The following is a 26645-nucleotide window of genomic DNA, read 5'->3' on the forward strand; positions in this document are numbered from 1 at the left end:
GATCGGTTCTATACCACACCCGACGCGTGCTGTTCCTTCAAAAGCAGTTTGTTCACTTTGCCGGATTGCAGTTTTGGCAGGCTGTCGACAAAGACCACGAAACGGGGGATCTTGTGAACGGCCAGCGTTTTCTGGCAGTGCGTCTGGATATCTTTTTCGCTGAGCGTACCGCCGTTTTTCGTGACAATGACGGCCTTAATCGCTTCGCCGAGGATGTTGTCGGGAACGCCGAAGACGGCAACCTCGGCGACCCTTTCGTGCTCCAGAATGCGCTCCTCGACTTCCTTGGCGCTCACCCGGTTGCCGCCCGATTTGATAATCTCCCGGCGTCGGCCGGTGATGAAGTAATAGCCGTCCTCGTCTTTGCGTGCCAAATCACCGGTATACAGCTTGCCGCCCTTGAGTACCTGGGCTGTCTCCTCGGGCTGTTTGAAATATCCCATCATCACGTTGGGGCCGCTGACGACCAGTTCGCCGGTCTGGTTGACCGGGACCGGCATGCCTGACTCGTCGAGAATCTCCACGGTGACGCCGGGCACTTCGACACCGATCGATCCAAGTTTGTCAACCAGGCGCTCGGGCGGAAGCCAGGTCACGCGTGGAGCGGCCTCGGTCTGGCCGTACATGATGAAAATCTCCTTGTGACCGAAGGCGTCGATAAGCTGACGGATCACCTCGGGCGCCATGGCGCCGCCTGCCTGTGTGAAATAGCGAAGGTGCTCGAGTTTTCGCTTCACGAAGGATGAGCCGTTGAGCAGGATCATGAAATGCGAGGGGACCCCGGAGAATCCGGTGGCCTGATGCTCCTCCATCGCATCTAGTACGACTTCGGGATACATGAAGCGGTTGTCGATAATCAGCGACCCGCCGCACGCCACGTGGGTCAGCAGCAACGAATTGCCGTAGATATAGTAGAACGGCAGGATGACCATGACAGAGTCCCGCTCCGTCAGCCGGAGGTACTCCACGGTGGCGAGCGTATTGGACACGAGATTGCCATGCGAGAGCATCACGCCCTTGGACACGCCGGTGCTGCCCGACGTGTAGAAAATCGCGGCAAGGTCGTGGCGACCGCTCTCGGCGAACGCCGACTCGTCCGGCGCATCGGGCAGAGGAATCGTATCGGCGCTTGCGATAATGTCGCCGATCGTTTCGCCGGGAATCCAGTCGATCACGCCGGAAAGCGGCTTGTCGGAGAAAAGATGTCGCACCGACTCGTTGCCCTCGACGATTTTAGCCAGATGCCTCCGAAAGCGCCCCTGTACGAACAGGACGACAGCCTCGGAGTCCTTGATGATGTCGTTGAGTTTGTCGGGGGCCAGCGACGTATCAAGCGGAACCGCGACATGACCGGCCTGAAAAACGGCGAAAAACGAAATCAGGTACTCGATCGAGTTCTCGAACAAAAGCGCAATGTGGCTGCGCTCGGGCAGGCCCAGGGAACGAATCCGCTCGGACAGTGCACAGGATCGCTGCCACCACTGGCCGAACGTGAGGCGCTCGCCCGAGGCGATCGCCGCCGTGTGCCCGGGACGGGCAGCGGCGGCCCGTGTTAACAGGTCGGCGACGTTCATGTGTTTCGTCGTGGGAACCGGCGGCTTTTCAGACCCGCTCATACTCTCACTGTGTGAAGCGACCATCTCAGGCGCGCCGGACGACGGACACGCCCCGTGACTGTTCGTCTCAGTTCATCGTGACGCCGCCGGCAGCGAGGCCGCTATCCGACGGCTCGCATCGTTTCTCAGCTCTTCTTGCGCTGGATAAAGGCAACCAGGTTTGCCACCGAATCCAGGTTGGCGGGCAGCATCTCGTCGTCGTCCACCGTGACGCCGTATTTCTCCTCGAGAAAAGTCGTCAGTTCCAGCACCCCGGTAGAGTCGATAATGCCATGCTCCATAAAGGAGTCAGTGTCCTCGAATTTCTCGGACTCATCGCCGAAGAAATACGTCTCGTAAATGAAGGCGCGAATTTCCTGCCGCACCGTCGCCTGATCTATTGCAGCCATGATTCTGTCCGTTCTTTCCAATGGTTCTATCCGTTACGCCACCGTGGTCGGTGATCATCATTTCGCCTCAAGCGGCGCGAGCCGCAGATACTCGGTAGCGGTTATCTTGCGCTGGATATTGGCGTATCCTTTTTCGGCCTGATCGGTACCGATGCCGAGCACCCGGGCGGCTTCGGCTGCCGGTACGCCGGTCTCCATGGCATGCCACAGCATGTCCATCGTGTAGAAGTCGAGCCCGAAAAAGAACTCTTCCTGGGTGACTTCGGCGCTGTAGGTATCGGTAGTCGGGGTTCGTTTGATGATCCCCTGCGGCACGCCCAGGTATTCGGCCAGTTGATAGACCTGGATCTTAAACAGGTGAGCAATCGGTTTGAGATCCGCGCCGCCGTCGCCGTACTTCACGAAAAACCCCTGCATATGCTCGTCTTTGTTGCCCGTTCCCACGACCGCCCAGTTGCGCTTTTCGGCGTGGTAGTAAAGGGTGGTCATACGAAGGCGCTGTTTGAGATTCGAGGCCGCAACGATCTGCAGGTACGCCTCCAGCGGCAGCCGCTTCGTCTTCTCGCCTGCCTTGTTGGCGATAGTCAGGTTGAAGAAGTTGAAGCTCTCTTTTTCAAGGATGTTGGACGGGATGGTGATTTTCGACGTGTACGTGTCGTCGAATTCGGGAAAGACGCTTTTGACCGCCTCGTCGCGCCGCTGATAGCAGCCCAGACCGGCCAGCCCGGCTGAGATATTCTCTTTAATCGTTTCGAAACCGAAGGTGGCGGCCAGTTCACGGGCCAATCGCTCGCTTTCGGGCGAGGAATCGGTCTCGGGCATCATGATTCCGACCACGCGTTTCGGACCAAGCGCCCGGGCGGCAAGCGCGGCGCACACCGATGAGTCGATGCCGCCGGATATTCCCACCACGGCGCCGGTTTTCTTGAGGTCCCTGCGGATCTGCTCGCGCAATGTCTGACACAGTTGATCGGCAACCTTCGCGGCGTCGATCCGTAGACTGTCTTTCGTGAAAGCCAACGCGTCACTCCTTATTCTCGGTTACTGCAATTCCACGTGCTGAACAGGAAACGGGGCATACCAGTCCGCCCCGTGGGGCGCCTTGCGGCCGGCTGTCCCGTCCGTGGGGCGCTTAGTCGATTGTATCGGCAGCCGGGCAAATCCCCTGAGCCGCTGTGACACAAAGAGTTTGGCTCGCCGGAAGGCAGGGCGCCCCCGACCGGATCCCACTCAATCATGTACCGGGTTACTCCCCAAATCGCTGCCGCCGGGCATGCCAATAGTACGTCGAACCCCCGAAAAAGCAATACTTTTCTGGACCCGGTGCCGACATACCCTTACAGGGAATCGCGGCCCGGTCCGGGGCTCCTTTTGACGTTGGATCATGACGTGAGAAGACCTATATTTTCCACGGGCAATCCGGCATTCGTCAGCCCCCGCAGGAACTTCCTGTTCGTCGGATGTTACAAGGTACAAACCGGCCGGGGTAGCCGGAAGTGCCCGGAAAAACCGCGCTTTTATCAAATAGTACAGACAGGACGGGACGGTTATGGACCTGACCAAGATCGATAAAGCACTCGATATCCGCGAATTGATGGGCATGGCGTGGCGCCGCAAGTGGCTGATCGTTATCCCGCTGATCCTCGTGGCCGCCGTGGCCTTCGGCAGCTCGTACCTGATCACGCCCGCGTACGAGGCGGCGACCATCATTCAGATCGATGCCGCCGTGTCGCTGACGCGAGAATTGGAAGCCATTGTCGGCGAGCAGGAGGGCCTTCGCCGTATGGGCAACAGCGAACGCCGCGAGAAACTCCAGGCCATTTTCAACGAAATCACTTCCCGCGCATACACGACCATTCTCAACGAGCGGCTTCGCCTCGAGCGGGTACCGATGATCGCGGAAGAGGCCCGGAAGATCGTGTCCTCGCGGCCCAACATGCCGATCGCCGATGCGCAGTCACGCGCCCTGCAGTCCTTACTGAAGGAGTCGGTCACCGTAGACTGGGCGGCCGGCGACCAGATCATGATCCGGGTCGAGGCAACCGATCCTCTGATGGCCCGCGACATTTCCAACACCCTCGGAGAAATCTACATCGGCGAGATGGTGAAACAAGAGCTGTATCAGATCCGGTCGTCGCAGGACTTCTCCGATATCCAGCTCGAAAAATATGAAAAGGAACTTCGGGATAAGACCGCCGAACGTACCAACCTCGAAAAGGAATACATGGCGATCCAGCTCGATGAGTCGATCACGTCGGAGTCCAACCGGTCGGAGATCACCGGAGAGATAGACAGGTCCTCGCGTGAGATGGAGAACCTTCGCGACGATGAAAAGCAGATACTCAACCGCCTCGCCGCAGCGGGTTTGAACAATTCGAAGATCGAACTCAAAAGCTCCGAGAAGAAGGATGAGCTCGAGCAGGACCTGAAATCGCAGCTTCGGCAGGTCGGCGACCTGATGATCCGCTATACCTGGTCCGACCCGCAGGTCATCAATTTCAAACTGAAACTGAACGGCCTGATCTCATCGATCGAGACCGAGAACCGTCGCCTGGTCAACGACCAGTTCGCGGACCAGAGCCAGGAAGTGCGCGACCAGCTGACACAGCTGTTTAACGTTCGCTCATCGCTTGATTATCTCTATTCGAAGAATCCGTATCTCCAGTCGGCGCTGGACGAACTGACCTCCAAAATGAACCTCATCCCGGAGTATGAGGCCCGCCTGGCGCAGTTGGAACGCGAAGTCGCCGCCAAGACCGATATTCGCGATCGGTTCAAGAGGCAGCAGGAAAGCTCGACCATTTCGCAGGCGCTTGTGCAGGACATGTCGTCATCCAAATACCGGGTGGTGGAACCCGCCAAGGCCGCGCTGTCGCCGTTCAAACCGGACCGCAAGCAAATCCTCCTGATGGGAATCATGCTCGGCCTGGTGGTGGGGGGCGCGGTTGCCGTGCTGGTCGAGCTGCTCGACAACTCGTTCAAGAAGGTCGAGGATGTTGAGGAAGCGCTGGACCTGCCGGTGTTCGGCGTGACCCCGCGCATGGATTTCCTGAAGAAGATGCCGTCTTAAGTCGACGGCGGAGCGCCCGATGGGCCGCGGAGTGCCTGGTTGGCCCGCGAGATGAGGGCCATGAAGAAGGAGGCCAGGAAACCAGCCTGTCCACCGAACAACCAACCCGCCTCAATCAGCGTTGAGACCAACAGCAGCAGACCAATCGCATAAAGGGCGGACGCGGTCGCTGTCATCGTCTTGTCCCTCGTTTTCTTCCATACCCGGCGAGCGATACCGAATTGCGTTGCGAACATACCGACAACGACGCCGGCGCCAATAAGTCCCGTTTCGGCCAGATAGTGCAGCGTCATGTTGTGGGCGGACAACCCGGAGATGTACATGGTGTACGGGTTGAATCGGGCCCCCGGATAGACATCGCCGTAGTGCTGGAACATCGCCGGCCCCATGCCCAGCACGGGATGGTCCAGAAAGGCCTCCATCGCCCGTTCCCACAGTTGTACGCGGAGAAGCAGGGTGCCGGTCGGTTCGAACCGCACCAGCGAGTCGAAACGCTCATAGACGCCGAGCAGCAGCGTCGGCTTCACCGCCACCAGCACCAGAGGGAGCACCGCCGCCAGGACCGCGAGTGAACCGATTCGGCGCGCCACCGAAGCGCTGACCGTAACATCATCGATCTGCGAAGAGCTCGTCGAGCGACTCTTACGACTCCGCCACCAACCGACGAGCAGCACGAACCCAGCCGCCAGCACGCCGAAGCCGATCGGAGCCCGACTCTGGGTACCGACGAGGGCGCCGAGCACGACGAGACTGCCCAGAAGGTAGGACAACCTCCAGCGCGGCGACCACACGGCGAAGCTTACCCCGACAGGCAAAGCAAGCATGCTCAACTCGTCAAGAATGCGAAGACTGAATCCGAATGAGCGTGCAATGCCGCCACTGGCTATGAACGGCACCAGCGCTATAAGCGAATGCGCCACACCGAGCCAGAAAAAAGCCTGGAGCAAACGGGTGGGCGATACGTGACGCGAGAGCCGGTAAGCGCCGAGGAACGCGCCAAGAAGGAACACCACACGGGCCAGCGGTCGAATAACTCGCTCGGGTGCGTACCCGAAGATTCCGGAAACACAGAGGACGACCACGAACGCAATGTACCACCACGCGATCACCGGCATCCGGCGCGGGGGACGGTCCGACAGGGTCACATCCAGGAACGCAGCCACGATCAGGATCAACGCGCTGATATCGAGCAGAATGAGCGGTACCGACTCAACCACAATGAACAGCAAATAGCAGCAGAAAACGAACTGGTAGAGCGCCCAGCGCGGATTGGTCACCAGAGCAAGGCCGACCGGAGTCGCGACTAGCACGGCTGCCAGGGAGGCGCGGTTGATCATCCAGAACACGAGCGCGGCAAGGACAAACACGAACACCGCCAGCAGCACAAGCAGTCCCATCCGGGATGGGGCGATGACGTGATCGGACCCCACTGACAAGCCCTCGGTCTTCATGCCGCCAAAGATACGTGCTAACCTCGGTTTGGTCAACGAATGGCGAGAGGCGGTTGTTCACCGCTGTTAGCGGACCGGGAGGGTGATCGTTACGGTCGTCCCTTTGTTCAGTTCGCTGTCGATCGCAATCCGGCCCCCGTGTTCCTGAATCACCCGGTTGGCGGTCCCGAGCCCCGAACCCATGCGTACCCGCTCCCCGGTCGCCTGGAAGCTTTTGTGCACTCTACGATGATGCCGGCAATTGTCGTCACACCGCACTCGGAACGCGCCCGGTCGCCGGAGCAGAGTGGTTAGCCCATGCGTTTCATCGCCGCCCTCACCGCCACCAGACGCACTCTCCGGAGATTAAAACCGGAGAACCGACAGCGCACGGAATCATCGAACCAGATGTCGACGCTTGGATCGGATATTGACATCACGATCCAGATTCTGTAATTTGACTCCGACAGTGATAACGATCCCGAACGTAGCGTCGGACGACGAATCGCACCAGACGGGGAAGCGCATGCGGATTCCAGGGCAACTCGCGGACCCGGTCAGCGATGCGGAATCGCCGGACGCAAAAGAGGGGGAGAAGCATCATGCCCAAATATCGACGGACCACCGGGTTGCGCGGGCCCGTTGCGTTTCTCGCCGCTTTTTTCATACTTCTTCCTGCCGGAGGTGTCGCTGGCGCTCCCGGTTGGGTCAAAGCAGCGATTGCGGCTGCCGAGGGAATCGAGGTGGATCCCGAGGCTCCTGCTTTGATCCTGCTTAACAATACAGACATCGAGATCAAAGCGGACGGTGGAGCCCGTACGAAGTCGCTGCGTGCGGTCAAAATCCTTTCCCCCAGCGGGGTAGCCGAGTCAAAGCTGGTTGTGCAGATCAGCGACTACACCCGGCTCGTCTCGCTGAAAGGATATCGCATTCGGCCTGACGGGAGTGAAGAGAATCTCAAAAAAGAATACGTCGTGGTTGTCGGCTTGCAGGAGAGCGCGGGATACCACGACGACCTCCGCCGTACGGTAGTGGTATGGCCGGATGTTTCCACGAACGATGTCTTCGCGTATGAATACGAACTCGACGAGAAGGATCGGTTTGACGGCTTCTTTCAGTCTTTTCTGTTTCAACGAGGATTACCGGTGGCGCGAACCCGGCTGACCGTATCGGTCCCTGCCGGCTGGGAACTGCATACGTCGCAACAGGCGCTGGATCCACTTACCCAGCGAGTCGAAATGGGAACACACATATGGGAAGGGGGGCCGCTGGCATACCGTCCGGAAGAGCCCTGTATGCCGCCCTGGAAGTACGTCGACCGCAGGATTTTGCTCAGCTGCTACAAGCCCGGATCTGTCGGCGGCTCACACTTCGCTGACTGGGGTGCGTGCGGCAGATGGACCATGCACCTTCATCGGGAACCATCGATCTGCGACTCGGCACTCCGTACCGCCACAAATGAAATCATCGCAGAAATCGACACCCCGACCGAGCGGCTGCGAGCAATCGCAGCGTATGTTCGAGACAATGTCCGCTATGTCGCGGTGGAAATCGGCGATAACCGATTCACTCCGCGATTCGCTCATGAGACTTTCGAGAACCGATACGGTGACTGCAAGGACAAAGTGACGTTGATGCGGGCGATGCTCGAGGCGGTCGAGATACCCAGCCGCCCGGTACTGGCCTCGATTGGCGGATGGGTAGACCGGGACTTTCCGACGCCGTTCCAGTTCAACCATGTTATCGTCGCCGTTCCCACTGCGAGCCTCCCGGGATGGGCGATCGAATCGAAGGCGGCCGTGAACGGTTGGCTCTACTTCGATCCTACCGATCCAGCGATCGCGCTGGGTGATTTGCCTACTGCCCTGTACGGCAGCCATGTGCTTCGATCAAGCGATTCCGCATCGGAACTTCTCACTTTGCCGGGCCTCTCGCCCGATGACCGGTTCCGCTCCTGTTTCGCCTCTCTCGTGCTAGACCGCGACGGCAGCATATCAGGCGATCTAAGGATCACCGACCGAGGCGCACGGGCGGCAGGTATCGCATATAATCGCGCGACAACACCGGTCACCGATCAGATCAGCGACCTTCAGGTTCGCATGAGTTCTGTCTTCCCCCAACTGACAATCAGCGACTACGCCGCAGATTCGGACGGCGATTCCGCCTGGATCACTTTGAGAGTATCCGGAACGGTGCCTCTGGTTCACGCCGGCGATATGATACTCCTTCGCGCCAATGTGTTCGAGACCGACATATGGGATGACCTGCCCAGAGGTCGGCGCGTGCACCCGGTCTGGCTTGGCGCGGCCGAAAGGACTGAGAGTGAAATACACTGGCACTTGCCGGAAGGATGGTCGTTGGCCGACCGTGCGGATTCTATCTCGTACCAGGGAGAACCCGGCGAGGTGACGTGCATGTACACGTTCGATCAGTCCAGGCTGACTGTTGACATGTCCACGACCAGCAACGGAGTCCTGATCGACCCGGAGCAGTATGAGTCGGCCAGACAATACGTACAGGTTCGCAGGAAGACTGATGATTTGACAGTGATGCTCAGCAGTAACGGAAAGGAGTGAACCGTGATTGGTCCCTGGATTCGCCGTGGACTCGTTGCTCTCGTACTTGCCGCCGTGACTTGCGGGCCGGCAGCGGTTGCCGACGACTTCGAGTGGGACGAAATCTCTAATGAGGATTGGGCCGTGGGTCCGGACTCAGGGAAGGGGATTTTCGATGCGGTCATGCTGTTCGAGAAAGTGACTGCCGACCACAAGAAACTGATGAAAAGCGATCTCAAGCACTCCGTATACAGACGGATTCGGATCATCGGCGCAACCGGTCGCGAGTGGGCTGATGTCGAAGTGCCGTTCCTCAACCTCGATCAAAAAGTCAAAGAGATCAGGGGGCGAACGGTCCTCCCGGACGGCAGTACGGTAGAGTTTGATAAAACCAAGATTCGCGAAAAAGAGACGTTCAAGAGCAAAGGGCAGAAGTATACGCAGGTATCTTTCTCGCTGCCTGGGGTGTCCGAGGACTGTATTGTCGAGTATTACATTCGCTACGACCTCGACTCGTATACGGCTGAGTGGATAATCCAGAAAGACATTCCGCTGCTACGTTTTGAACTCAACTGGATACTGCCGACCTTCAATTTCACCGTTACCGAAGAGATTGAAGAGGAGCTCCGCGACCTCGTGACCCCCAACTACCTCTGGTTGAACACACACTCGCCGATTGACGTGCAGCAACTCCCCAACCTGAAGGCTCCCGAACGGCTGGTGGTCAGTTGTGGATTTGTGCCGGCCTTCAAAGCAGAACCATTCGCGCTGCCGGCGAATTCGCTGAAAACAAAGCTTTACACCTATTACGGATCCCGTGTTCCCCCCCCAACCTACTGGGGCCGAGAAGCGGCAGACCTCGAGAAGATGAGTCGCGACTTCTGCAAGAAGAACAAGGAACTGCGCAGGATCGTGCAGCGCTTTGCTGACCTTCCGACCGACGAGGCCAAAATCGAAGCCGCCTACAATTGGCTGCGTGACAGCATTCTGAATCTCTCGGCCTACGATCTTGTCGAATACGAGAACGGCGTGCGAAAGAAGTTGACGCCGAAGGACATCGCGGATGTGAATGACCTCTTCAAGTATCGATATGGATGGCGCCCCGATCTCGACAAAGCACTTGTCGACATGCTTCGCGAAATGAACATTGACGCCAAATACTGCTATGCCAAAGACAGATTCGACGACCTTTTTGTATCGGAAGCCAAGTACTGGCAATTTGACCGGTCGCTGGTGGCCGTTCCCCTGCCGCAGCCGGGGAAGTACTCGTTCTATGCGGTCGGGCACGAGGTTACGCCTTTCCGCTCCGTGCCGTGGTACCTCGAGGGCGTGCAGGTATTGCTGGGAGGCGCCAATGATTTGATGGCAGTCGTGCCGTTTTCAGGACCCGACTACAGCACTTCCGAAATCAACTACTCCGTCTCGATCCTGGATGATCTGTCGACCGACGCTGTTATGCAGGCTAGACTGACCGGTCACGACGCCCGCGACGTCCGAGTAACACTCCTGGATGCCGATTCCACCGATTTCGCGCCGTTGCTGGCGTCGGAAACCGAGGAGCGGTACCGAAACGCGAAGGTTGATTCGATTGTTGTCGACCAACTCAACGACATCACAAGTCCGGTCGTTGTTTCGTGCCGGTTGTCGTACCCGGACCTCACGACCGTTGGAACGAGACTGCTACTCAAACCCTTCGACTTTTGCACGATTGCCGACAACCCGTTCAGCGCCCCGGAACGTAAAACAGTGGTGCTCTTCGATTATGCCTGCCAGTTGAATGAAACTGCGTTTATAACGCTCCCTACCGGGTATCAGCTGCAAGCCCTGCCGCACGATACGTCATTCGAAAACGAGATCGGGCGGTGCGTGGTCGGTTTTCAACAGAACGGCAATTCAGTGGTGGCTCAGCGATTCTTCACGTTGAATCACCCTTTCTGGGGGGCCGCAGATTATTCCAGAATCCAGGCGTTGTTCCAGGCTCGGCAGGCATTTTCCGGAAGTATCGTAGTGTTGCAGCAGGTGGAAGACGGCGACGGCGGCATCAAGCAGTCGTCGGGCCGCTAATCGATTGAACTCAGCGAACCGGGAGGGTGATCGTTACGGTCGTCCCTTTGTTCAGTTCGCTGTCGATCGCAATCTGGCCCCCGTGTTCCTGAATCACCCGGTAGGCGGTCCCGAGCCCCGAACCCATGCGCACCCGCTCCCCGGTCGCCCGGAGTCCGATGTCAAAGATCCGCTGGAGGTTCGCGCGTGGGATACCGCGCCCGGTGTCGCTGATCGTGATGCGAATGGTGCGCTGCTCCGCCAGAGTGCGGATCGTGATGACACCGTCACCCCGGATCGATTCGGCGGCATTCTTGATCAGATTCAGAAAGACCTGGTTGAGCCGCGCCGGGTAACACAAGACCCGCGGTAGTTCGCCGTACTCCCGATGCACGGAAATGTGCTGCATGAGATCCGATCCCAGAAGGTGAAGACTGGCATCGAGCCCTTCATGAATGTCAACCCGCTGGTACTGCGCTTCATCGAGCCGGGCAAAATTTTTCAGGCTTCGCACGAGTGTCGCGATCCGCTCCGACGCGGTCGTCATGACCCGGATATTCTCCGACAGCACGCCCATCGACTTGGCGCGCTCCTCGTTCGAGCGATCGTCCTCCTCCAGTCGGACCAGGCAGCGGCGCGCAATATCGGTCGAGCTCAGGATCGCCCCCACCGGATTGTTGATTTCATGCGCGACCGCCGCAACCAGATCGCCCAGCGACGCCAGCTTCTCCTTCATGAGGAGCTGCTCCTGGGTCTCGCGAAGTTGTGCCATGGCGAGTTCGAGATCCCGGTTGGCCTGCTCGATTTCACTCTTCTGCTTTTCCAGACGGTCGGACTTCTGCTCCAGTTGCGCGTATGTCTTCTGAAGCTCCCCATGGCGCAGGTGAAGTTGCCGCGCCTGCTCTTCGGTCTTGTCGCGGGCGCGCCGCAACGAGCCGGTCATGTCGTTGAATGAATCCGCGAGTTGCCCGATTTCGTCGCCGCTGAGCACCGGCAATCGCACGTCCAGATTACCCGCCGCCACCTGCCCGGCGGCTGCCGCCAGCAATCGAACGGGCCGGGTCATCAGCCGAATGAACACGGCGATTGTGCCTCCCGAGACCAGCACGGAGATGATCAGCAGCATCACGGCGAACCCGCGCGTGCGATGGTACGCCTCGGCGGCGCGGTTGCTGGCCAAATCCGAAGCCTGTCGGTTCACCCGCACCAGTTCCACCAGCCCGTGACTGACATCCGCGAACACGTCTCGCGCGGCGCCGTTCAGCAACGCCATCGCGGTGTCGCTCCCCGCCACCGTCGACAGGGCAAGGAAATCCATGCTCAGGCTCTGGTACTCGTCCCAGCGGCGGTCGTACTCGTCGTACAACGCAGCTTCTTCGGCAGCGTACACGTCGTGCTCCCCGAACTCGTCGCGCAGGTCTTCGTAACTGTCGCGGTTCGCGTTGATCCGATCGACCAGCGCAATCATCCGTTCCTGCAGCTGGCGCCGCTCCGCGTTGTCGGTCGCTGCCGCGAGCTGCAACTGGGTCAGGCGAAGTTCCGCGGTAACGCTGTTGATATCGGAAATCGCGATCACCCGGGGTATGCGCGCAACCGTCAGCCGGTCGATTTCGTCTTTCAGTTCGCCGACCCGCGTGATGAAGTACCCGTTCAGCATCACCATGATAAACAGGATCAGCCCGAAACCGATCATCTGTTTGGTGATGATGCGATAATCCCTGAAGCGCCTGATATGCATGTCGCCAGTCGTGCCTGTCGAAACCTGCGGATGGTGAACGAAGCGGCGGTGCGTCACTCGGAGATCGTGAGCAGCACCTTTACGTTTTCCGGAACCTTTGCCTTCGAGATGAAGCCGATCGCCCCGGGCGTGGCGAGCACTCGGCGCACGACCTCTTCCTCGTCGCGAAGGGCGTCGGGAGGACGCCCCTCCCCGGAGAGCATGTTCTTGAGCCAGATAGACCGCATGCGCGAAGATGTTTTGCCGAGATAGTCGAAGAAGCGGTCACGGAGATCCTGATGGTCATCCAGATCCAGCACCACAACCCGGGTGCCGTCGCTCCACGCCGTGATGTCACCGGTATAGAAGTCCAGAAGGGCGTTCTTGTCCAGGACCGTGTCGGGCGCGGACCGGTGTGCGATCACGACAATCGCCGAGTCTGCCGGATCGGCCGCGGCCTGGCCTTGACGCTCGGCCGCGAGCATGGTCGTTGTGATCAGCAGGATCGTGAGCAGTCGTCTCATCAGTCACTCCCTAGAAAAACGCCGAAACGGCGACTCCGACATAGTGACTGGCCGTGAATAACTCGAATCCCTCCCCCTCAAGCTCCCCCATTACCCGTGCCCATTGCGCCTTGACCGTAATGCGGTCGTTGATCCTGCAGGCAAGGCCGACGGTTGGAATCTCCAGTTCAAACCGCTGATCGACATGCAGCGGATTGAATGTCTGCGCGCTGAAGAGGTCGAGAAAAAACTCTTCCTGCGTTTTCCAGTAGCTGACATACGCGGTCCAGCGGCTGTCGATATCGAACCCCGCCGTCGCATAATAGAATGCCAGATCGAGATCAACTTCCGGACCTTCGTTGTCGAACTGCACGGTGATGATTTCGCCCTCGAGGAACAAGCCCTGCGACCGGTAGGAAAGATCCGCGCCGAGCCGCAGCCGCCCCAACTCCCGCCCGGCATCGATCTCGCCGAACTGCTCCTGGATGATCTCGTAAAGCAGATTGCTGCGGTCATAGCTGGCCGAGAACCCGAATTTCAACTCGTCCCTGCGGAACCCCACGCGGCCGCCGAGCAGGAAGGTGTCGGTCGTGTCAACGCCGGTCTGCCCCTCGTTTGGATCGCTGTTGATATTCGGGCTGTTGCCGACATAGGCCGCATAGTCCAGCTTGTACCCCTGGTACGGCACGAATCCATAGGCCTGCACGTAGGCGCGGTTCGGTACATACTGGTCGATCGGCACGATCTCCTCGAGCGAGGATTCGTAGGCGATCGGCCGGATGATGTATGGAAGGATCGGCGTGCGATTTTTGATCTCGTTCAGGTTGTTGAAGATGGGAATCTGAAGCCCCAGTTTCACGTTGAGTCGGTTGTCCAGTCGGTACCGTACCCACGCTTCCTGAATATCGAGCGTTCCCCAGTTTTTGTTAGCCGAGAAATTGTTGGTGAATTCGAAATTGACAAAAGACGTCCAGTTGGAGGCCAGTTCCTTTTGCAGGAATACATTGAGATGCTGCAACAGAAAGGAACTGGACTTGTTGGCGTCTTTTGACTCTTCGTGCTTGAACGTGCTCTGGAAGTAACCGAACAGATACAGATCACCGTTCTCGTCGGCCGTCGCCGGTGAGCTCGGCCACAGACACACGATTAGAAGACATGACAGAGCAAGCGCTTTGGCGGTATTCAGGGACATAGACTCCTCAGAGGTTGCCGCGCTGCACGGGCGGCGGCTCGCGAGTCAATGTACGCAGGAGTCGTCAGGAGGACAAATGAAAAGAACGCGCTCGTTTCACTCGGAGCCGGCCGAACGCAAAAGCCGCCGGGCCAGACGCCCGGCGGCCGAAGTGAATCGTAGAGCAGTGCGTGGTTGGGACGCGGCCTACGCGTGGCGGCCGGCCTTCGACTTCTGCAGGTACGCCCGCAACATCCACATGTCTTTTTCGAGCCCGTCCGCCATCCCGTCCAGCAGATTGGCCGTGCCGCGATCGGAAGCCTTTTCCGCTTCTTCGATCGCCTTTCCCATCTGGGTATGGAGGATGACGAAATCGCTCAAGACCCGGTTGACCATCTCATCGGCCGACGGTATCTCGCTGTCCTCTTTAATCGTGGCGTTCTTGACGGCTTCGGACAACGTACCGATCGGCGATCCGCCGATCATGAGGATCCTCTCGGCGACATCGTCAACGATGTCGGCGAACTTGTTGTAGAAGTCCTCGAACTTCGCGTGGAGCGCAAAAAAGCGCTCGCCCGATACCTGCCAGTGGTAATGATGAAGCTTCTGGTACGCGACGATGGCGTTGGCCAGGATGGCGTTTAATCCGTTGGTGACGTTACTGTTGGACATGGTGTCCTCCTTCTTGGTTTTCATTGTTTCTCATACGCGATCAAAACTATTATAGTAACTATTCTGTATTAAGAATTGTTCCTATTAAATCGGCAAATTTTTTTAATTCTTCCGCCGGCATGTCTCGCACAGGCCTCTGATTTCCACCGACGACAGATGCAGGTCGCTCCAACCGGGAACCGACGGCACGCGCAACGACTCCAGGCCCTCCCAGTGGATATCCTCGATCCGCCCGCAGGAAGCGCAGACGAGATGCTGATGCAGATCGACGTTTGTATCGAACCGATAGCGGCCGTCGGGCGCCTGGAACCGGGACACGAGTCCGAGTTTCTCAAACGTATCCACGGTCCGGTAGACGGTGTCGAGCGATATCGACGGAATGCGGCGGTGGACAACGTCGTAGATCTCCTCAACCGACGGGTGGTCCTTGGCCTTATAGATGGCCCGGAAGACCTCCACCCGCTGGTGGGTGATCTTGAGCCCCTGCTCGCGACAGGCGCTCTCGAACCGGGTCATATGAGCTTTCATATCCTGCATGATTCTTGTGCCCTTTCAAAGGCTGAAACAGCAATTAAATAGGAATGGTTCCGAAAAGCAATCCGGTCCGGCAGCCGATGTCGATTTCCCGACTCGTATTGAAAACAGAAAACGGGGGCCGGCGAAATGCCGGTCCCCGTTCTTACAAGCTTGGCGCTCCTGATAAACCGGGGTTTACCAGTTGTCGCGACGGCCACCGCGATCGCCGCCACGACCACCGCGGTCACCACCACGGCCGCCGCCGCCGCGATCACCACGGTCATCGCGCGGGCGAGCTTCGGAGACGCGAAGCGTCCGGCCGCCGACGTCCTTGCCGTTCAGGGCGGCGATCGCCGCCTTGGCTTCTTCGGAGCTGGGCATTTCAACGAAGCCGAAGCCGCGTGATTCGCCGGTGAACTTGTCTTTGATCACCGCCGCACTCGACACCTCGCCGTACTGCGAGAAGGCGTTGCGAAGCTCTTCTTCGCCGGTTCCGTACGCCAGGTTGCCAACGTAGATATTCATGAGAGACTCCCGTTCTGTTTATCCCTTCGCGACCCCATGTACCAGTGGACATATCATCGGACAAGATAAACGTACTGTGCGCTTTGTAGCGCGTTTGCGTATCCGGCGTCCGGATCAGGCGGGGTCGCAGGGATACTTCTCGAACCTCGCGGCAGACCGTGCGGCAGGATACCGTTATCGTTACCATGCAGTGTCGCCACTGCGTTTGTGTTTTGACTTCTTTCCAATCTGGAGAATCGGACGTTACCAGCTCTCGCGATCGCGACCGCCGCCACCACCGCTTCGATAGCCGCCGCCACCTCCGGAGCCGCCTCGACGGCCGCCGCCGCCGCGCTCCGGCCGGGGCCGGGCCTCATTCACGGTCAACGCGCGACCGTTCAGATCTGCACCGTGCAAAGCGTCCAGTGCCGCCCGAGCCTCGTCGTCGTTGGCCATTTCAACGAAACCGAATCCGCGCGGTTTACCGGTCATGCGATCGGTGATGAGATTTACCCGCGTCACGGTCCCGAAGGCCTCGAACGCCTGGCGAACATCGTCTTCTGTCGCGTTATACGACAGATTACCCACGTAGATATTCATCTGACTCTCCACTAACAGATTGCCCTGCACGGCAGACGTACCCCCGACGAATGCGAAATGCAGAAAACATCACACTGTGCGCACGACTGCGCCTATATGTCTGGATTAACATGTCGAAATGAAAGATACTGGCAGAAAAATCGTCCTGACACTTGACCTAATAAAGACGGGTTAAGATCATGCTCTATGATATCGGCAGAACCAACCCAAGTCAACACTTTTTTGCATAACCCTCTGTACCACGGTAGGCTGGGCGGGAGCCCGCAACGGTCGGTCCAGCTCCCAGTAAGCCCGCGGTCAATACGTTCCCGTTAAACGTACGCTGCCGCCGTTGAGTGCCCGCGAAGACGCCAGCCCGGACCAAAATCGCTTTAGCAGGCTGTAACAGGCTTTGCGACAAGCTCTTACGGGCGATCCATCAGTCGCCAACGGAATCAACACACGATCGCATATACCGGGTATCGCCCGTGCGCGTCCTGCTCCCATCGATCAATACGCATCCCCAGTTTCTCCAGAAGCCGAACGGCGGCCTCATGATCCGGGTCAACCGTGGCGGTTAGTCTCACACCCGGATTGTGCTTTCGAGTCACGTCAATCAAACACGAGCCGATTTGACGTCCCGATCCTTTGCGCCAGAAACGAGGGAACAACGCAATAAACATCTCGCGTTCGCTTGCGTGTGACGACTCGGATATCGCGGCATGGCCGAGGTATTCTTGTCGCACCCGGTGCACGACGGCCCACGACTGCAACGGACCGTTCATCTCGCAGACGAGGAACGACTCGAACAGACGCGCTATCGACGCGACCGGCATGGGGCCGCCCGTATGCAGGGTTACCTGGGGATCACTCATCAATGCAGCGAAGTCCGCGAAGTCGTCGCGTACGTATCCCCGAAGGAAAAAATCGTGGGCATCGAGTATTGGGACCGGCATGTGTCACTGCCCGGAAACGTGGCGTCGGGGCCCCGGATGCCCCGTGTCGAAGACGAATTTCCAGCTTCCGTCGGCCTGGCGTTTCCAGATGGAAACATAATTGCCGGTTGACTCCTGCTTCACGCCGGTCGAGTCGGGCGCGCTCATCGTGTACGACCCGAGGGTGTAGCCAATATCGCCGGACGCCGCGACATCGGCAAACCACGGCTCCCACTGAAGTACAAGCTCAGGGTTGTCGGGATACAGCGGCAAAGCGACAGTCCGGCCTTCGATGGGCGCCGCCCCTCCGCGATAGATAACGACATCGTCGGCCATATACGCACCGAACGCCGCGCGCATGCCTTTCTCCACCGAGAGGGCCGAGAAGGTCCGATCGGCGGACAACAGCTCCTGTTTGGCTTTTTCCGTATCAACCATTTGACTGCACCCTGCAAGAAGCGACAGTACAACCATGACTGTCGCCGCGTTAGTTGGTATGTGACGTCTCCAGTTCATCGAACAGTCCACCTTCCATCCGTTTTTACAGCAGCCTCTTGATTAACTCAGGCACGCCCAGCAGTACGGCGGCGGAGAGCAGTACGACCGCGATCAACAACCAGCGCACGAAAGCGGCGCCGCGCTGGACCGCCATGCGCGCGGCCACCCAGGCCCCCAGCATGTTGCCCGCCGCCAGTATCAGACCGACGAACCAGTCGACCTGATCGTTCAGCAGGAACACGCCAAGCGCAAAGACAGTGAACACAAGATTGATCAGGACCTTAACGGCATTGGCCTTGACCAGATCGAAACCCGCTCCGAGCACCAGTCCGGCCAGCAGAAAAAGCCCGACTCCGGCCTGGATAAACCCGCCATAGAAGCCAATGGCGAAAAACACAAGCAGTTGCACTACGCTCACCGGCTTGTCGGTTAGTCCCTGATGGCCCTGCAGCCATCGTTTCGGGCGAACCAGCAGGATAACAAACATAACCAGCATGAGCACGCCGATGGCGTGGCGCAGCATCCGCTCATCGAGATTGACAGCCACCTGAGCGCCCAGTACGGCTCCAACGATCGCGGGAAGGGCAAGGATGAGGCCACGCTTCAGATGAAGCACGCCCTGCTGGTGGAAACTCCAGGTGCCCACGGCGGTCTGCAGAAGGATCGCCACCCGGTTGGTGCCGTTGGCCACGTTGGCCGGAAGCCCGAGGAATATCAAAAGCGGAAGCGTTATCAGCGATCCGCTGCCCGCCAGCGTGTTGATGAATCCGCAGGCGAATCCAGCGGCGATCACGAGGGGATAAATGTACCAGTCCACGCCGTCACTCACTCACAATGTTAGTCGTGCAACCGCCATACGCCGGATCACCTCACCCGAGATTCTCCAGCAGGGCGGGCGTAATGTCCGTCAGCGAAGATACGACGCCGTGAGCTAGCGAGAAGTCATTATCTCTGGTAAACCGGTCGGGCACCGCAATACACGCCATCCCCGCCGCGTGAGCGGCCCGAACGCCTTTCTCCGCGTCTTCGAGCACGAGGCACTCACCTGCAGGCAGTCCCAGCCGCCCGGCCACAAACAGGAATACATCGGGCGCCGGTTTCAACCGGGACGCGTCCTCGCGTGCGGCGATCAGGTCGAATCGGTCGGTCAGGCGCAGCGAATCCAGGACACAGTGCACGTCGCGCCGGTACGACGAGGACGCGACCGCTAATCGCATCGTTTTTCTGAGACGTTCAACCAACTCCCGCGCGCCCGGCATGGGCTGTGCGCCGTTTCGAACCAGGTCATGATACACCTCGGTCTTCTGCTCGCGGATAATCGCCGGCTCCAGTGGCAGATTCTTCGAGGCAATGTATTCGGCAATACCGTAGCCGGCGCGAATCCAGTGTTCCGCATACTCACTCTCGGATAACGAAAGACCATAACGGGCAAACACCCGGCGATAGGCTTCGACATGAAGCCGCTCCGTGTCGCTCAGCAGTCCGTCGAGATCGAATATCACCGCACGTATCAAGACGAGCCGCTCCGTTCACTCTCGTACTTCTTCAATCGCCGATGTTCCCATGGCGTCGCCGCCCACCGTAATGCTCCAGGATTCACGGACACGATACCGGCCGTCCGCAAGCACTTCGGGCCGCGAGATGCAAATGCCGCCGACGAGGTGGGCATCGATATTCACATACTGCCAAAGCATGTCGAGTGTCCCGTCGTCGCGCATATGTGCCACGAGGTTGCCCTTCGCGATTCGTCCGCCGTGAAACTCTCCCCACACGACGTTATCGCGCTGATGGTATTCGAACAACACCTCCCCTGTCAGATCCCCGTCATCGTAGTTTTCCACACCGCGAAAAAGCCGGCTGTCGAAGTTGAAGTCGCTCATGGAATCAAATCCCTTCAGTGTGTTCATTCGGGACGCAATTCAAACCTGTCCACCGATGTCGTGTGACCGTCGGTATAATCCACTATGTCGATTGTGCGTACTTTCCCCTCGATACGGAATCGCCGGGTGTCGAGCCGCTCGGCGGTCTCGCCCGCCGCCTCCCGCGTGTCGAACTTTCCCACCGTCACGTGCGGTACATACGGCTCGTCGAACCGTTCCTTGTCCGCAAGCGGTCCCGTATACAGATCCCGGTGAAGTCGCACAAGTCCGCTATAGCCCTGATCGGGCGAAAGAAACACGTGCCACTTGTCGTTGTACCTGCCGTAGACCACCACGGCGCAGCGAAGTTCGAACGGAAATGCGACGCTCCGGCGTGAAACGGTACGCACGTGCTCGGTAAAGGTACTCCTGTCGACACCGTCCACCGGGAACACAAGCGTAAAATGCGGGCCGATCATCTGGTAGTCGGGCTGGTCGTACTTCTCGCGAATGGATTGTATCCAGTCATAGTCGGCTTCCTTCAGGTCGGGGTATGTCAGAGCGAGCAGCGCCATGTTCCAGAACTCACGAAGCGATGAGGTTGAGTACGAATATCGTGATGCTGAGCAGAAGAGACAGCGGTGTAAACAACCGCGCGTCCCATCGCGCATAGACCGTGCCATGAACGCGCCGCGTCAGCCCGGTGTAACGGAAATCGCCCAGTGCCCGCAGCAGGAACAGCCCCGCCAGGGCCCAAAGGGAGTATTCGACAAATCGCCCCTGCACCGGCAGTGTCACGATACCCACTCGCGCGAGTACAAGCCCGGCCGCGATGAAACACACCAAACCGATAGACCGCATGATCACCCGCTTTCGGCGAAATGCGGGATCCCCGAGCAGGGTCTCGCCCGCTTCCGGGAATTCGCCGTTCGACTGAGGATATCCCCACGCGCCGCCGGAGGCCCAGTACACATGCAGGATACCCGCGGCGATCAGAATGACGCTGTCGATGACGGCAAGTATGGCGGCTAACATCCTGTCTCCCGTGCAAGTACGATTCCTCGAAAGAAGTCTTATTCGTTGCCGGGTGTCAAGTCCGTCCCGTACCCGGGCGTGCAGTTCGCCATTGACGCGCGCGCTCAAATGTGCAACTTTGACGGGAGCACGGAGCATCCTGAAATGCGTCTCTCGTTTCAAGCGCATATGACATTTACATCGCCGCTCGGACCGATCGAAGTCCGGCGAAAACTGGGTGAAGTTACCCGGCAGGCAGATGTCGTGGAGGCCTCGCTCGAGGGGGGCGCCCGGCCCCGTTTTGACGGTCGCCTCGATGAATCGTCCTTTCATCTGATCGACCGCCGCAGCCCGTCATACTACGGCTGGGTTGTCCTGGCAGGATCGATAGAGCAACTGCCACCGTCGGTGGGCGGGGTCAGCATTACGATTCGAGCGGGCATGCACGGGCGAACGGTCAACTTCCGGCTCGGCTTCTGGAGCGCCTGGCTCTTTTTGCTCATTACCATGATCTCCGCGGCCGAGACCATGCCGATCGCCGGATGGCTCTGGATGGGTCTGTTTGCCGCCGTTCTCGTCGGGATGCATTATCTTGACTATCGAAGCTGTCTGCGCGAAACTGAATACGTACGACGGCTGCTGCAGGGGTCTGAACCATCCTAACCCGTGCGCAGCGAGGGTTTCACATACTCGTAACGGGGAGCGCGTGTCATGGACGAACAGCCTTACCAAAAACCGGCGCCGCAGACCGGTCAGATCGATCAGATGCGGCTCCAGATGCTGATGAACCAGATCCGGGACAACCAGAATCTCTCGCTGGCGGTCATCGGGGGCCTGGCAGCATCGCTCATCGGCACCGCCATCTGGGCCGCAATTACCTACTTCACCAACTATCAGCTCGGTGTTATCGCAATCGGTGTCGGCTTTCTTGTCGGCTTCACCGTACGTCGCCTCGGCAACGGAGTCGACAGGGCGTTTGGCATGGTCGGCGGCATCCTGTCCCTGCTCGGATGTGCCGCCGGCAACCTCATGACCGTATGCGTTATAATCGCCGATCAAAACGGCATCAGTTTCATGAGCGTCCTCGGAGAGCTCACACCCGACATCGCCTGGGAGTTGATGGTCGAGTCGTTCAACGTCTTCGATCTAATTTTTTATGCGCTGGCCGCTTACTACGGATACCGCACCTCACTGCGAACGCTGACTGAGGAAGAGATCCGCTCGGTCATGCGGTAACGCCGCCGGGAACATCGCGCGCGATCCACGGTTGAGCGGCGTGAGTCTGAATTTGCATCGAGAAGAAGAAGGTAGGCAATAGCCGGTGGTCACGCGTTGTGTGTGTTTCAACCAGTCCTTCGTTGATCTGCGGAAGATCGCACGAAAAACAAAGGCTCGGACCATTGGCGAGTTGCAGCAACACGTCACCTTCGGCCGCAACTGCTGTCGGTGCCACCCGTACGTCATCAAGATGCTGGTCACCGGTGAGACGGTCTTCGCGGTGATGGATGAGGACGAGGCTGCCCGGTGGCTTGCCCAGGGGTCGTAAGCACTCGGGATTTTTCAGACGAAGACGGCGGAGCCATACGGTTCCGCCGTCTTCTCTATGATAAACTGCAACGGGGCGCGTGAATCGCCCGTGCAGGTTGGGGAATCACTTCTGCTCGCCGCTCGAATCACTCTCCGTCGAACTCTTGAACTTCAGCGCAGCGGAGTTCACACAATAGCGCAGTCCGGTCGGCTTGGGACCGTCCTCGAATACATGCCCGAGGTGTCCTCCGCAGCGGCTGCACAAAATCTCCGTGCGATTCATCCCGTACGAGGAATCTGACTGGGTATCAATGGCGGCGCTGCCGGCGGCGTCGAAAAACGCCGGCCAGCCGCATCCCGAATTGTACTTGGTCTCCGAGGTAAACAACACGGCGCCGCATCCGGCGCACGTGTAGACGCCATCTTCGAAAAACTCATCGAACACGCCGGAAAACGCGCGCTCCGTCCCCTTCTCCCGCAGGATACGGAACTGCTCGGCGGTCAACCGGGCTCGCCACTCAGCGTCGCTCTTGATTACTTTCTCACTCATAGTTGTGTCTCCCTGCCCGGCGCCGGGCCGGGCCGCCGCACGCTCCGCCGTGCCCTCGCCTGATAAAGGCGGGGTCAACAAGAGGCCACACGTCGCGACGGCGAGAATCAACGGCCGTACAACGCGAAGGTCCGTGATGTACTTTTGAACGTCCATAGTTATGCGTCCGGCTGAGCTCGGTGCATCCTTTCAACCATCGATACGCATTCGGGGTTCCACTGACCGACTCGCGTCATACTCACGCCGTTCTTGCCGTTGTGGCATGGTCCAAGAAAAAACGGCGGGACTTGTTAAGTCCCGCCGTCACAGACTGAATGCTGTAGGTGTCTTTCCGTCCAGCCGGGGGCGAGGCCGGAGCCGGTGTCGGTTGTTCAGTCAAGTCGGGGAATCGCGAAAGTTGTACTCACTGATGTCCAGTTTCCCGACGGAGAACCCGCGAGAGATGCCGACGGAATCCGTGGCGGCATCTCGACGCCGCGCAGGCGCGGTGTCCGGTAGCAAGGGCGGCATTGCGGGCCTCCGCTAAGAACATCGACCAACTCAGGCAATTATACAAGAGACGACCGTGATACACGTATGGGATACTATAGCTATCCCATCGTATCGGTCGTAGTCGCTTATCAAAACGTATTATATTGCGCAACAGCAACTTACGGATTCTACTCGGACCCTGAAGTGGTCGCTTCTCCTTCGGAAAGCTGCTGCAGATACAGACGAAGGTTGATCTCTTCGTTGTCTATTCCGAGCTTCCGCCTGATGCTCTTTCGTTGATTGCGCACGGTTCCTTCGGAGGTATGCAGGGCGGCGGCGATGTCCTTTGAGGACAACCCGTTCTTGATCATATGGCAGATTTCAAGCTCTCGGGGAGAAAGCGATGCGGACAATCCTCTGAGTCGCTGCAGGAAAGGGGAGGTCAATTCTTGAAGGGACTGCCGGATGGTAGCGACTAGATTCAGGTCGGACGGCTCCAGACGGCGTTCCAGATCGGCCAGTAAGGGTAGCACCATACGATCGACATTGGCGCGAATGTGCTCAGCGATTCCCCGGCGCTCACTGTCGATCTGGTCGAGCACCTCACGAAGAGCGGTGTTCTTGCGCCGCAGCGCTTCCTGATCTTCTTCCAGCGCTCGATTGGCGTCGGCCAAAGCCTGCTCGGTCTTCTTTCGGTTGGTAATGTCCTGTATGATCCCGAACAAGCGGACTATTCTTCCCGCCTCATCCCGTGCCACCTTAATCAAAGCGGCGTGATACGCAGTGCGGCCCGACGGCAGATTGACGCGAAGGTCGAGCTGGCACTCGCGTCCGTGCTCGGTCGCTTCCCGCAGACTGCGGCGCAGCAGGGCCGCGTCTTCCGGATGATGACAGGCGATATGCTGTTCCAACGATGGCGCGCCGAGTTCCGGTCGCCGCTCGAACAGGTGAAAGACCTCGTCGGACCACGTCATGACACCGGTGGCCAGGAGCAGTTCCCAGTGACCGATTTTGCCGAGTACCTGCGCCGCCTTCAGACGCGTTTCACTGTCTTTCAGGGCCTGTTCGTATCTTTTGCGGAGGGTGATGTCGCGCGATACGCAAATGATCTCCCCCGACTCCCCGCTGCTGTTGTCGCACACCACCGTGGAGTTCGTCTCGTACCAGATGTAGGTGCCGTCCTTCCGACGGATTCGATACTGCACCGTGTACACGGTCGGCCGCGTAAGTATCGTATCGTGGCTCGTCCGGACGTTTTTGATGTCTTCGGGATGAATGTAACTGTACGGGTCCGTGCCGACCATTTCCTCGGGCTCATACCCGAGCAGTTGTCGGCAGGCCGGCGAGACATACAGGTACGACCCATCGGGAGCGTGGTGCGACATCATATCAATCGCCTGCTCGGCCATCAGGCGAAAACGCATCTCCCCTTCACGACGGCGATACTCCTCAGCCGATCGAGGACTGCGATCCCCTCCCGGTTTCCGGTGCTCGTGATCCATGTCGTGGCTCTCTTTCGGCTACACTTGCCTTGCCGAAGATGGGGTGCGATACCGGTCGTTCGCGGCAACCCGCGTCCACCCGCAAGTAACTATAGTCCACAAGCCCGGCGAGGTCAATCTGATTAACGACTCCGCGTCGAATCAGAACACCAACCGGACGCCGAACTGATTGATCGACTCCGGTTCGAATGTCGAAATGACGCGCTGATAGTTCACGCTGACAAACGATGTCACCGGCTTGACAAACGATAGTTCCACGTAGTGGTCTTCATCGAGACCCGGTGTCAGGTCGTAGTTGTAATCGGCCGTGAATTCGATAGTGAACGAAGTCAGCACCTTGAACGAGTTTATGAGAACCAGCTGCAGCGTGTGACCCCGGTTGGCGCCGCTGTCATCGACGTTTGCGTAGACGGACAATTCGTTCGAGATCGGCTGGAAGCCAAACCGTTTCGAGCTGTCTTCCCAGGATGGAATGAGGCCGGACTGCGCCGACGCAGACCTTACGAAGAAGAGACTCAGTGCCGACATGCAGACGAGCAGAACAAGCTTGCGCATGTAAGCCTCCTGTGTATTGGTTGAGAGATTGACGGGAACGCGACGTCAGTATACGCCGGTCCAATCGGATGCGCAATTACTGGAAGAGCCCGCCGTTATGGACGAACGACGGTGAGAATACGGTCCGGCACGTTGGTGACAATCCCTGCGACGCCCTTGCGGGCGAGCAGCCGGGCCATGGCCGGACGGTCCACGGTCCAGACGATTATCGGCAACGCGAGCGAACGCATCTTGCGGACAAACCCGAAACGCAGCCTCCCCCAGTGAGGGGCTACAAATGTTGCGCCGCAGTGCGCAAGGCGACGCTCGATAGTGAGATCGCGCACCCGCGATCGCAAGGCAACCGACCTCGGAGCCCCGATCAACAACCCCGCCTGCAGCGCGGAGTCGATTTGTCTCACGCGGGCTACCGTGGAATCCCGGAAGGACTTGAAGATCGCGTGGTCGGCGCTGTATCGGTCCAACACCTGCGCCACCACCGCCTCTTCATAACCGCTCTCCTTGAGTTCGATATCGAGCGCGATACGCCCGGCACACAAGGCCACCGTTTGCTCGAGCGTCGGAATCTCGTATCCCGCGCCGGCGGCGAGCCCGCATACTTCCCGATAGCTCTGCAGCGCGATCGGGATCGGGGATCCATCCACCGCCGGGTCGTGGTGTACGACAATTGTTCCGCATGCGGTTCGCCGGATATCGCACTCTATTGCGTCGGCGCCGATAGCGATGGCTCGCTCGAAAGACTCGAGCGTATTCTCGCGCGCCTGTTCCGACGCTCCCCGGTGGGCGATAACCAGCGGGAAAGTCCGCCGTTCAAGTGAACGAAATGAAATCATGCCGTGCTGTCCGGGCACTGACTGCCGCAGAATCCTCCCGTGACAGCCCCATCATACGCAGAACCGACGTGCGATTCCAGCACTACCTTCGAGCCCGGCGCCCGCCATTGCCGGGCGCTATACGAGCGGCGCGTAG

The 26645-nt window shown here is 58.8% G+C and carries 30 protein-coding genes; 7 read left to right on the top strand and 23 right to left on the bottom strand.

Annotated elements, in window-relative coordinates:
* Positions 1–8 precede the first annotated feature (8 nt).
* The 3 genes from RBT76_08535 to nadE all read right to left on the bottom strand — a co-directional run bounded on the left by RBT76_08535 (position 9) and on the right by nadE (position 3025).
* Complete coding sequence (locus RBT76_08535) at positions 9–1574, bottom strand: class I adenylate-forming enzyme family protein (GenBank protein MDX9857821.1); 1566 nt, start codon at positions 1572–1574, stop codon at positions 9–11.
* A gap of 167 nt (positions 1575–1741) precedes the next feature.
* Positions 1742–2005: an acyl carrier protein gene (locus tag RBT76_08540; protein ID MDX9857822.1), complete on the bottom strand. Its 264-nt coding sequence runs from the start codon at positions 2003–2005 to the stop codon at positions 1742–1744.
* A 57-nt stretch (positions 2006–2062) separates the two neighbouring features.
* On the bottom strand, positions 2063–3025 hold the full coding sequence (nadE, locus tag RBT76_08545; GenBank protein ID MDX9857823.1) for an NAD(+) synthase: 963 nt from the start codon (positions 3023–3025) through the stop codon (positions 2063–2065).
* Positions 3026–3554: 529 nt separating this feature from the next.
* Between nadE and RBT76_08550 the strand changes: the two genes are divergently transcribed.
* On the top strand, positions 3555–5075 hold the full coding sequence (locus RBT76_08550; GenBank protein ID MDX9857824.1) for a Wzz/FepE/Etk N-terminal domain-containing protein: 1521 nt from the start codon (positions 3555–3557) through the stop codon (positions 5073–5075).
* On the opposite strand, the gene RBT76_08555 is transcribed toward RBT76_08550, so the two are convergent.
* The gene (locus tag RBT76_08555; protein ID MDX9857825.1) at positions 5072–6526 is read right to left on the bottom strand and encodes an O-antigen ligase family protein; all 1455 of its coding nucleotides are present in this window, start codon (positions 6524–6526) and stop codon (positions 5072–5074) included. The genes RBT76_08550 and RBT76_08555 overlap by 4 nt on opposite strands.
* A gap of 66 nt (positions 6527–6592) precedes the next feature.
* The gene (locus RBT76_08560) at positions 6593–6784 is read right to left on the bottom strand and encodes an ATP-binding protein (GenBank protein ID MDX9857826.1); all 192 of its coding nucleotides are present in this window, start codon (positions 6782–6784) and stop codon (positions 6593–6595) included.
* A 39-nt stretch (positions 6785–6823) separates the two neighbouring features.
* Here RBT76_08560 and RBT76_08565 point away from each other — a divergent pair, with 39 nt between their 5' ends.
* The 3 genes from RBT76_08565 (at position 6824) to RBT76_08575 (ending at position 11124) form a co-directional block, all read left to right on the top strand.
* Complete coding sequence (locus RBT76_08565; protein MDX9857827.1) at positions 6824–6961, top strand: hypothetical protein; 138 nt, start codon at positions 6824–6826, stop codon at positions 6959–6961.
* Positions 6962–7107: 146 nt separating this feature from the next.
* A complete protein-coding gene (locus RBT76_08570) occupies positions 7108–9081 on the top strand; it encodes a DUF3857 and transglutaminase domain-containing protein (GenBank protein MDX9857828.1) in 1974 nt (657 codons plus the stop codon).
* A 3-nt stretch (positions 9082–9084) separates the two neighbouring features.
* Positions 9085–11124: a DUF3857 domain-containing protein gene (locus RBT76_08575; protein ID MDX9857829.1), complete on the top strand. Its 2040-nt coding sequence runs from the start codon at positions 9085–9087 to the stop codon at positions 11122–11124.
* A 10-nt stretch (positions 11125–11134) separates the two neighbouring features.
* Here RBT76_08575 and RBT76_08580 read toward each other — a convergent pair whose 3' ends face one another.
* From RBT76_08580 to RBT76_08645, 14 genes are all read right to left on the bottom strand, one after another.
* Positions 11135–12841: an ATP-binding protein gene (locus RBT76_08580; protein MDX9857830.1), complete on the bottom strand. Its 1707-nt coding sequence runs from the start codon at positions 12839–12841 to the stop codon at positions 11135–11137.
* 53 nt (positions 12842–12894) lie between these two features.
* Positions 12895–13344 (bottom strand): hypothetical protein, encoded by a 450-nt coding sequence (locus RBT76_08585; protein MDX9857831.1) that lies wholly within the window; start codon positions 13342–13344, stop codon positions 12895–12897.
* A gap of 10 nt (positions 13345–13354) precedes the next feature.
* Complete coding sequence (locus RBT76_08590; protein MDX9857832.1) at positions 13355–14515, bottom strand: hypothetical protein; 1161 nt, start codon at positions 14513–14515, stop codon at positions 13355–13357.
* Positions 14516–14701: 186 nt separating this feature from the next.
* Positions 14702–15190, bottom strand: coding sequence for a DNA starvation/stationary phase protection protein (locus RBT76_08595; GenBank protein ID MDX9857833.1), 489 nt, complete (start codon positions 15188–15190; stop codon positions 14702–14704).
* Between the two features lie 78 nt (positions 15191–15268).
* Complete coding sequence (locus tag RBT76_08600; protein ID MDX9857834.1) at positions 15269–15682, bottom strand: Fur family transcriptional regulator; 414 nt, start codon at positions 15680–15682, stop codon at positions 15269–15271.
* Positions 15683–15877: 195 nt separating this feature from the next.
* Positions 15878–16207, bottom strand: a complete 330-nt coding sequence (locus tag RBT76_08605) for an RNA-binding protein (GenBank protein ID MDX9857835.1) — start codon at positions 16205–16207, stop codon at positions 15878–15880.
* 243 nt (positions 16208–16450) lie between these two features.
* Complete coding sequence (locus RBT76_08610) at positions 16451–16786, bottom strand: RNA-binding protein (GenBank protein MDX9857836.1); 336 nt, start codon at positions 16784–16786, stop codon at positions 16451–16453.
* Positions 16787–17220: 434 nt separating this feature from the next.
* A complete protein-coding gene (locus RBT76_08615) occupies positions 17221–17721 on the bottom strand; it encodes a GNAT family N-acetyltransferase (protein MDX9857837.1) in 501 nt (166 codons plus the stop codon).
* A 3-nt stretch (positions 17722–17724) separates the two neighbouring features.
* Positions 17725–18138 carry a DUF4440 domain-containing protein gene (locus tag RBT76_08620; protein ID MDX9857838.1) on the bottom strand — a complete coding sequence of 138 codons (414 nt, stop codon included), beginning with the start codon at positions 18136–18138 and terminating at the stop codon, positions 17725–17727.
* 103 nt (positions 18139–18241) lie between these two features.
* Entirely contained in the window at positions 18242–19015 is a 774-nt protein-coding gene (locus RBT76_08625; protein MDX9857839.1) for a sulfite exporter TauE/SafE family protein, read from the bottom strand.
* A 52-nt stretch (positions 19016–19067) separates the two neighbouring features.
* Complete coding sequence (locus RBT76_08630; GenBank protein ID MDX9857840.1) at positions 19068–19712, bottom strand: HAD family phosphatase; 645 nt, start codon at positions 19710–19712, stop codon at positions 19068–19070.
* A gap of 15 nt (positions 19713–19727) precedes the next feature.
* Positions 19728–20078 (bottom strand): n-acetylglutamate synthase, encoded by a 351-nt coding sequence (locus tag RBT76_08635; GenBank protein ID MDX9857841.1) that lies wholly within the window; start codon positions 20076–20078, stop codon positions 19728–19730.
* 23 nt (positions 20079–20101) lie between these two features.
* The gene (locus RBT76_08640) at positions 20102–20632 is read right to left on the bottom strand and encodes a 2'-5' RNA ligase family protein (protein ID MDX9857842.1); all 531 of its coding nucleotides are present in this window, start codon (positions 20630–20632) and stop codon (positions 20102–20104) included.
* Between the two features lie 10 nt (positions 20633–20642).
* The gene (locus RBT76_08645; GenBank protein ID MDX9857843.1) at positions 20643–21092 is read right to left on the bottom strand and encodes a DUF3995 domain-containing protein; all 450 of its coding nucleotides are present in this window, start codon (positions 21090–21092) and stop codon (positions 20643–20645) included.
* Positions 21093–21236: 144 nt separating this feature from the next.
* Here RBT76_08645 and RBT76_08650 point away from each other — a divergent pair, with 144 nt between their 5' ends.
* The 3 genes from RBT76_08650 (at position 21237) to RBT76_08660 (ending at position 22617) form a co-directional block, all read left to right on the top strand.
* Positions 21237–21734: a hypothetical protein gene (locus RBT76_08650; GenBank protein ID MDX9857844.1), complete on the top strand. Its 498-nt coding sequence runs from the start codon at positions 21237–21239 to the stop codon at positions 21732–21734.
* A gap of 48 nt (positions 21735–21782) precedes the next feature.
* Positions 21783–22307: a hypothetical protein gene (locus tag RBT76_08655; GenBank protein MDX9857845.1), complete on the top strand. Its 525-nt coding sequence runs from the start codon at positions 21783–21785 to the stop codon at positions 22305–22307.
* Positions 22308–22392: 85 nt separating this feature from the next.
* Positions 22393–22617, top strand: coding sequence for a (2Fe-2S)-binding protein (locus RBT76_08660; protein ID MDX9857846.1), 225 nt, complete (start codon positions 22393–22395; stop codon positions 22615–22617).
* A 105-nt stretch (positions 22618–22722) separates the two neighbouring features.
* Here the strand turns inward: RBT76_08660 and msrB are convergent, their stop codons facing one another.
* From msrB to RBT76_08680, 4 genes are all read right to left on the bottom strand, one after another.
* Entirely contained in the window at positions 22723–23148 is a 426-nt protein-coding gene (gene msrB / locus RBT76_08665; protein ID MDX9857847.1) for a peptide-methionine (R)-S-oxide reductase MsrB, read from the bottom strand.
* 659 nt (positions 23149–23807) lie between these two features.
* Complete coding sequence (locus RBT76_08670; GenBank protein ID MDX9857848.1) at positions 23808–25121, bottom strand: PAS domain-containing protein; 1314 nt, start codon at positions 25119–25121, stop codon at positions 23808–23810.
* Between the two features lie 141 nt (positions 25122–25262).
* Positions 25263–25676 carry a hypothetical protein gene (locus tag RBT76_08675; GenBank protein MDX9857849.1) on the bottom strand — a complete coding sequence of 138 codons (414 nt, stop codon included), beginning with the start codon at positions 25674–25676 and terminating at the stop codon, positions 25263–25265.
* A gap of 95 nt (positions 25677–25771) precedes the next feature.
* Positions 25772–26509 carry a glycerophosphodiester phosphodiesterase gene (locus RBT76_08680; protein MDX9857850.1) on the bottom strand — a complete coding sequence of 246 codons (738 nt, stop codon included), beginning with the start codon at positions 26507–26509 and terminating at the stop codon, positions 25772–25774.
* Between the last annotated feature and the right edge of the window lie 136 nt (positions 26510–26645).

This window comes from Candidatus Zixiibacteriota bacterium (genome assembly GCA_034003725.1).
Taxonomy (GTDB): domain Bacteria; phylum Zixibacteria; class MSB-5A5; order GN15; family FEB-12; genus WJMS01.

Excerpts from the sequence above, each read along its gene's own strand:
- RBT76_08535 (MDX9857821.1), bottom strand. The coding sequence starts at position 1,574 with ATGAACGTCGCCGACCTGTTAACACGGGCCGCCGCTGCCCGTCCCGGG.
- RBT76_08540 (MDX9857822.1), bottom strand. The coding sequence starts at position 2,005 with ATGGCTGCAATAGATCAGGCGACGGTGCGGCAGGAAATTCGCGCCTTC.
- RBT76_08550 (MDX9857824.1), top strand. The coding sequence starts at position 3,555 with ATGGACCTGACCAAGATCGATAAAGCACTCGATATCCGCGAATTGATG.
- RBT76_08555 (MDX9857825.1), bottom strand. The coding sequence starts at position 6,526 with ATGAAGACCGAGGGCTTGTCAGTGGGGTCCGATCACGTCATCGCCCCA.
- RBT76_08565 (MDX9857827.1), top strand. The coding sequence starts at position 6,824 with ATGCGTTTCATCGCCGCCCTCACCGCCACCAGACGCACTCTCCGGAGA.
- RBT76_08570 (MDX9857828.1), top strand. The coding sequence starts at position 7,108 with ATGCCCAAATATCGACGGACCACCGGGTTGCGCGGGCCCGTTGCGTTT.
- RBT76_08580 (MDX9857830.1), bottom strand. The coding sequence starts at position 12,841 with ATGCATATCAGGCGCTTCAGGGATTATCGCATCATCACCAAACAGATG.
- RBT76_08585 (MDX9857831.1), bottom strand. The coding sequence starts at position 13,344 with ATGAGACGACTGCTCACGATCCTGCTGATCACAACGACCATGCTCGCG.
- RBT76_08590 (MDX9857832.1), bottom strand. The coding sequence starts at position 14,515 with ATGTCCCTGAATACCGCCAAAGCGCTTGCTCTGTCATGTCTTCTAATC.
- RBT76_08595 (MDX9857833.1), bottom strand. The coding sequence starts at position 15,190 with ATGAAAACCAAGAAGGAGGACACCATGTCCAACAGTAACGTCACCAAC.
- RBT76_08600 (MDX9857834.1), bottom strand. The coding sequence starts at position 15,682 with ATGACCCGGTTCGAGAGCGCCTGTCGCGAGCAGGGGCTCAAGATCACC.
- RBT76_08605 (MDX9857835.1), bottom strand. The coding sequence starts at position 16,207 with ATGAATATCTACGTTGGCAACCTGGCGTACGGAACCGGCGAAGAAGAG.
- RBT76_08610 (MDX9857836.1), bottom strand. The coding sequence starts at position 16,786 with ATGAATATCTACGTGGGTAATCTGTCGTATAACGCGACAGAAGACGAT.
- RBT76_08615 (MDX9857837.1), bottom strand. The coding sequence starts at position 17,721 with ATGCCGGTCCCAATACTCGATGCCCACGATTTTTTCCTTCGGGGATAC.
- RBT76_08620 (MDX9857838.1), bottom strand. The coding sequence starts at position 18,138 with ATGGTTGATACGGAAAAAGCCAAACAGGAGCTGTTGTCCGCCGATCGG.
- RBT76_08635 (MDX9857841.1), bottom strand. The coding sequence starts at position 20,078 with ATGAGCGACTTCAACTTCGACAGCCGGCTTTTTCGCGGTGTGGAAAAC.
- RBT76_08640 (MDX9857842.1), bottom strand. The coding sequence starts at position 20,632 with ATGGCGCTGCTCGCTCTGACATACCCCGACCTGAAGGAAGCCGACTAT.
- RBT76_08645 (MDX9857843.1), bottom strand. The coding sequence starts at position 21,092 with ATGTTAGCCGCCATACTTGCCGTCATCGACAGCGTCATTCTGATCGCC.
- RBT76_08650 (MDX9857844.1), top strand. The coding sequence starts at position 21,237 with ATGCGTCTCTCGTTTCAAGCGCATATGACATTTACATCGCCGCTCGGA.
- RBT76_08655 (MDX9857845.1), top strand. The coding sequence starts at position 21,783 with ATGGACGAACAGCCTTACCAAAAACCGGCGCCGCAGACCGGTCAGATC.
- msrB (MDX9857847.1), bottom strand. The coding sequence starts at position 23,148 with ATGAGTGAGAAAGTAATCAAGAGCGACGCTGAGTGGCGAGCCCGGTTG.
- RBT76_08670 (MDX9857848.1), bottom strand. The coding sequence starts at position 25,121 with ATGGATCACGAGCACCGGAAACCGGGAGGGGATCGCAGTCCTCGATCG.
- RBT76_08675 (MDX9857849.1), bottom strand. The coding sequence starts at position 25,676 with ATGCGCAAGCTTGTTCTGCTCGTCTGCATGTCGGCACTGAGTCTCTTC.
- RBT76_08680 (MDX9857850.1), bottom strand. The coding sequence starts at position 26,509 with ATGATTTCATTTCGTTCACTTGAACGGCGGACTTTCCCGCTGGTTATC.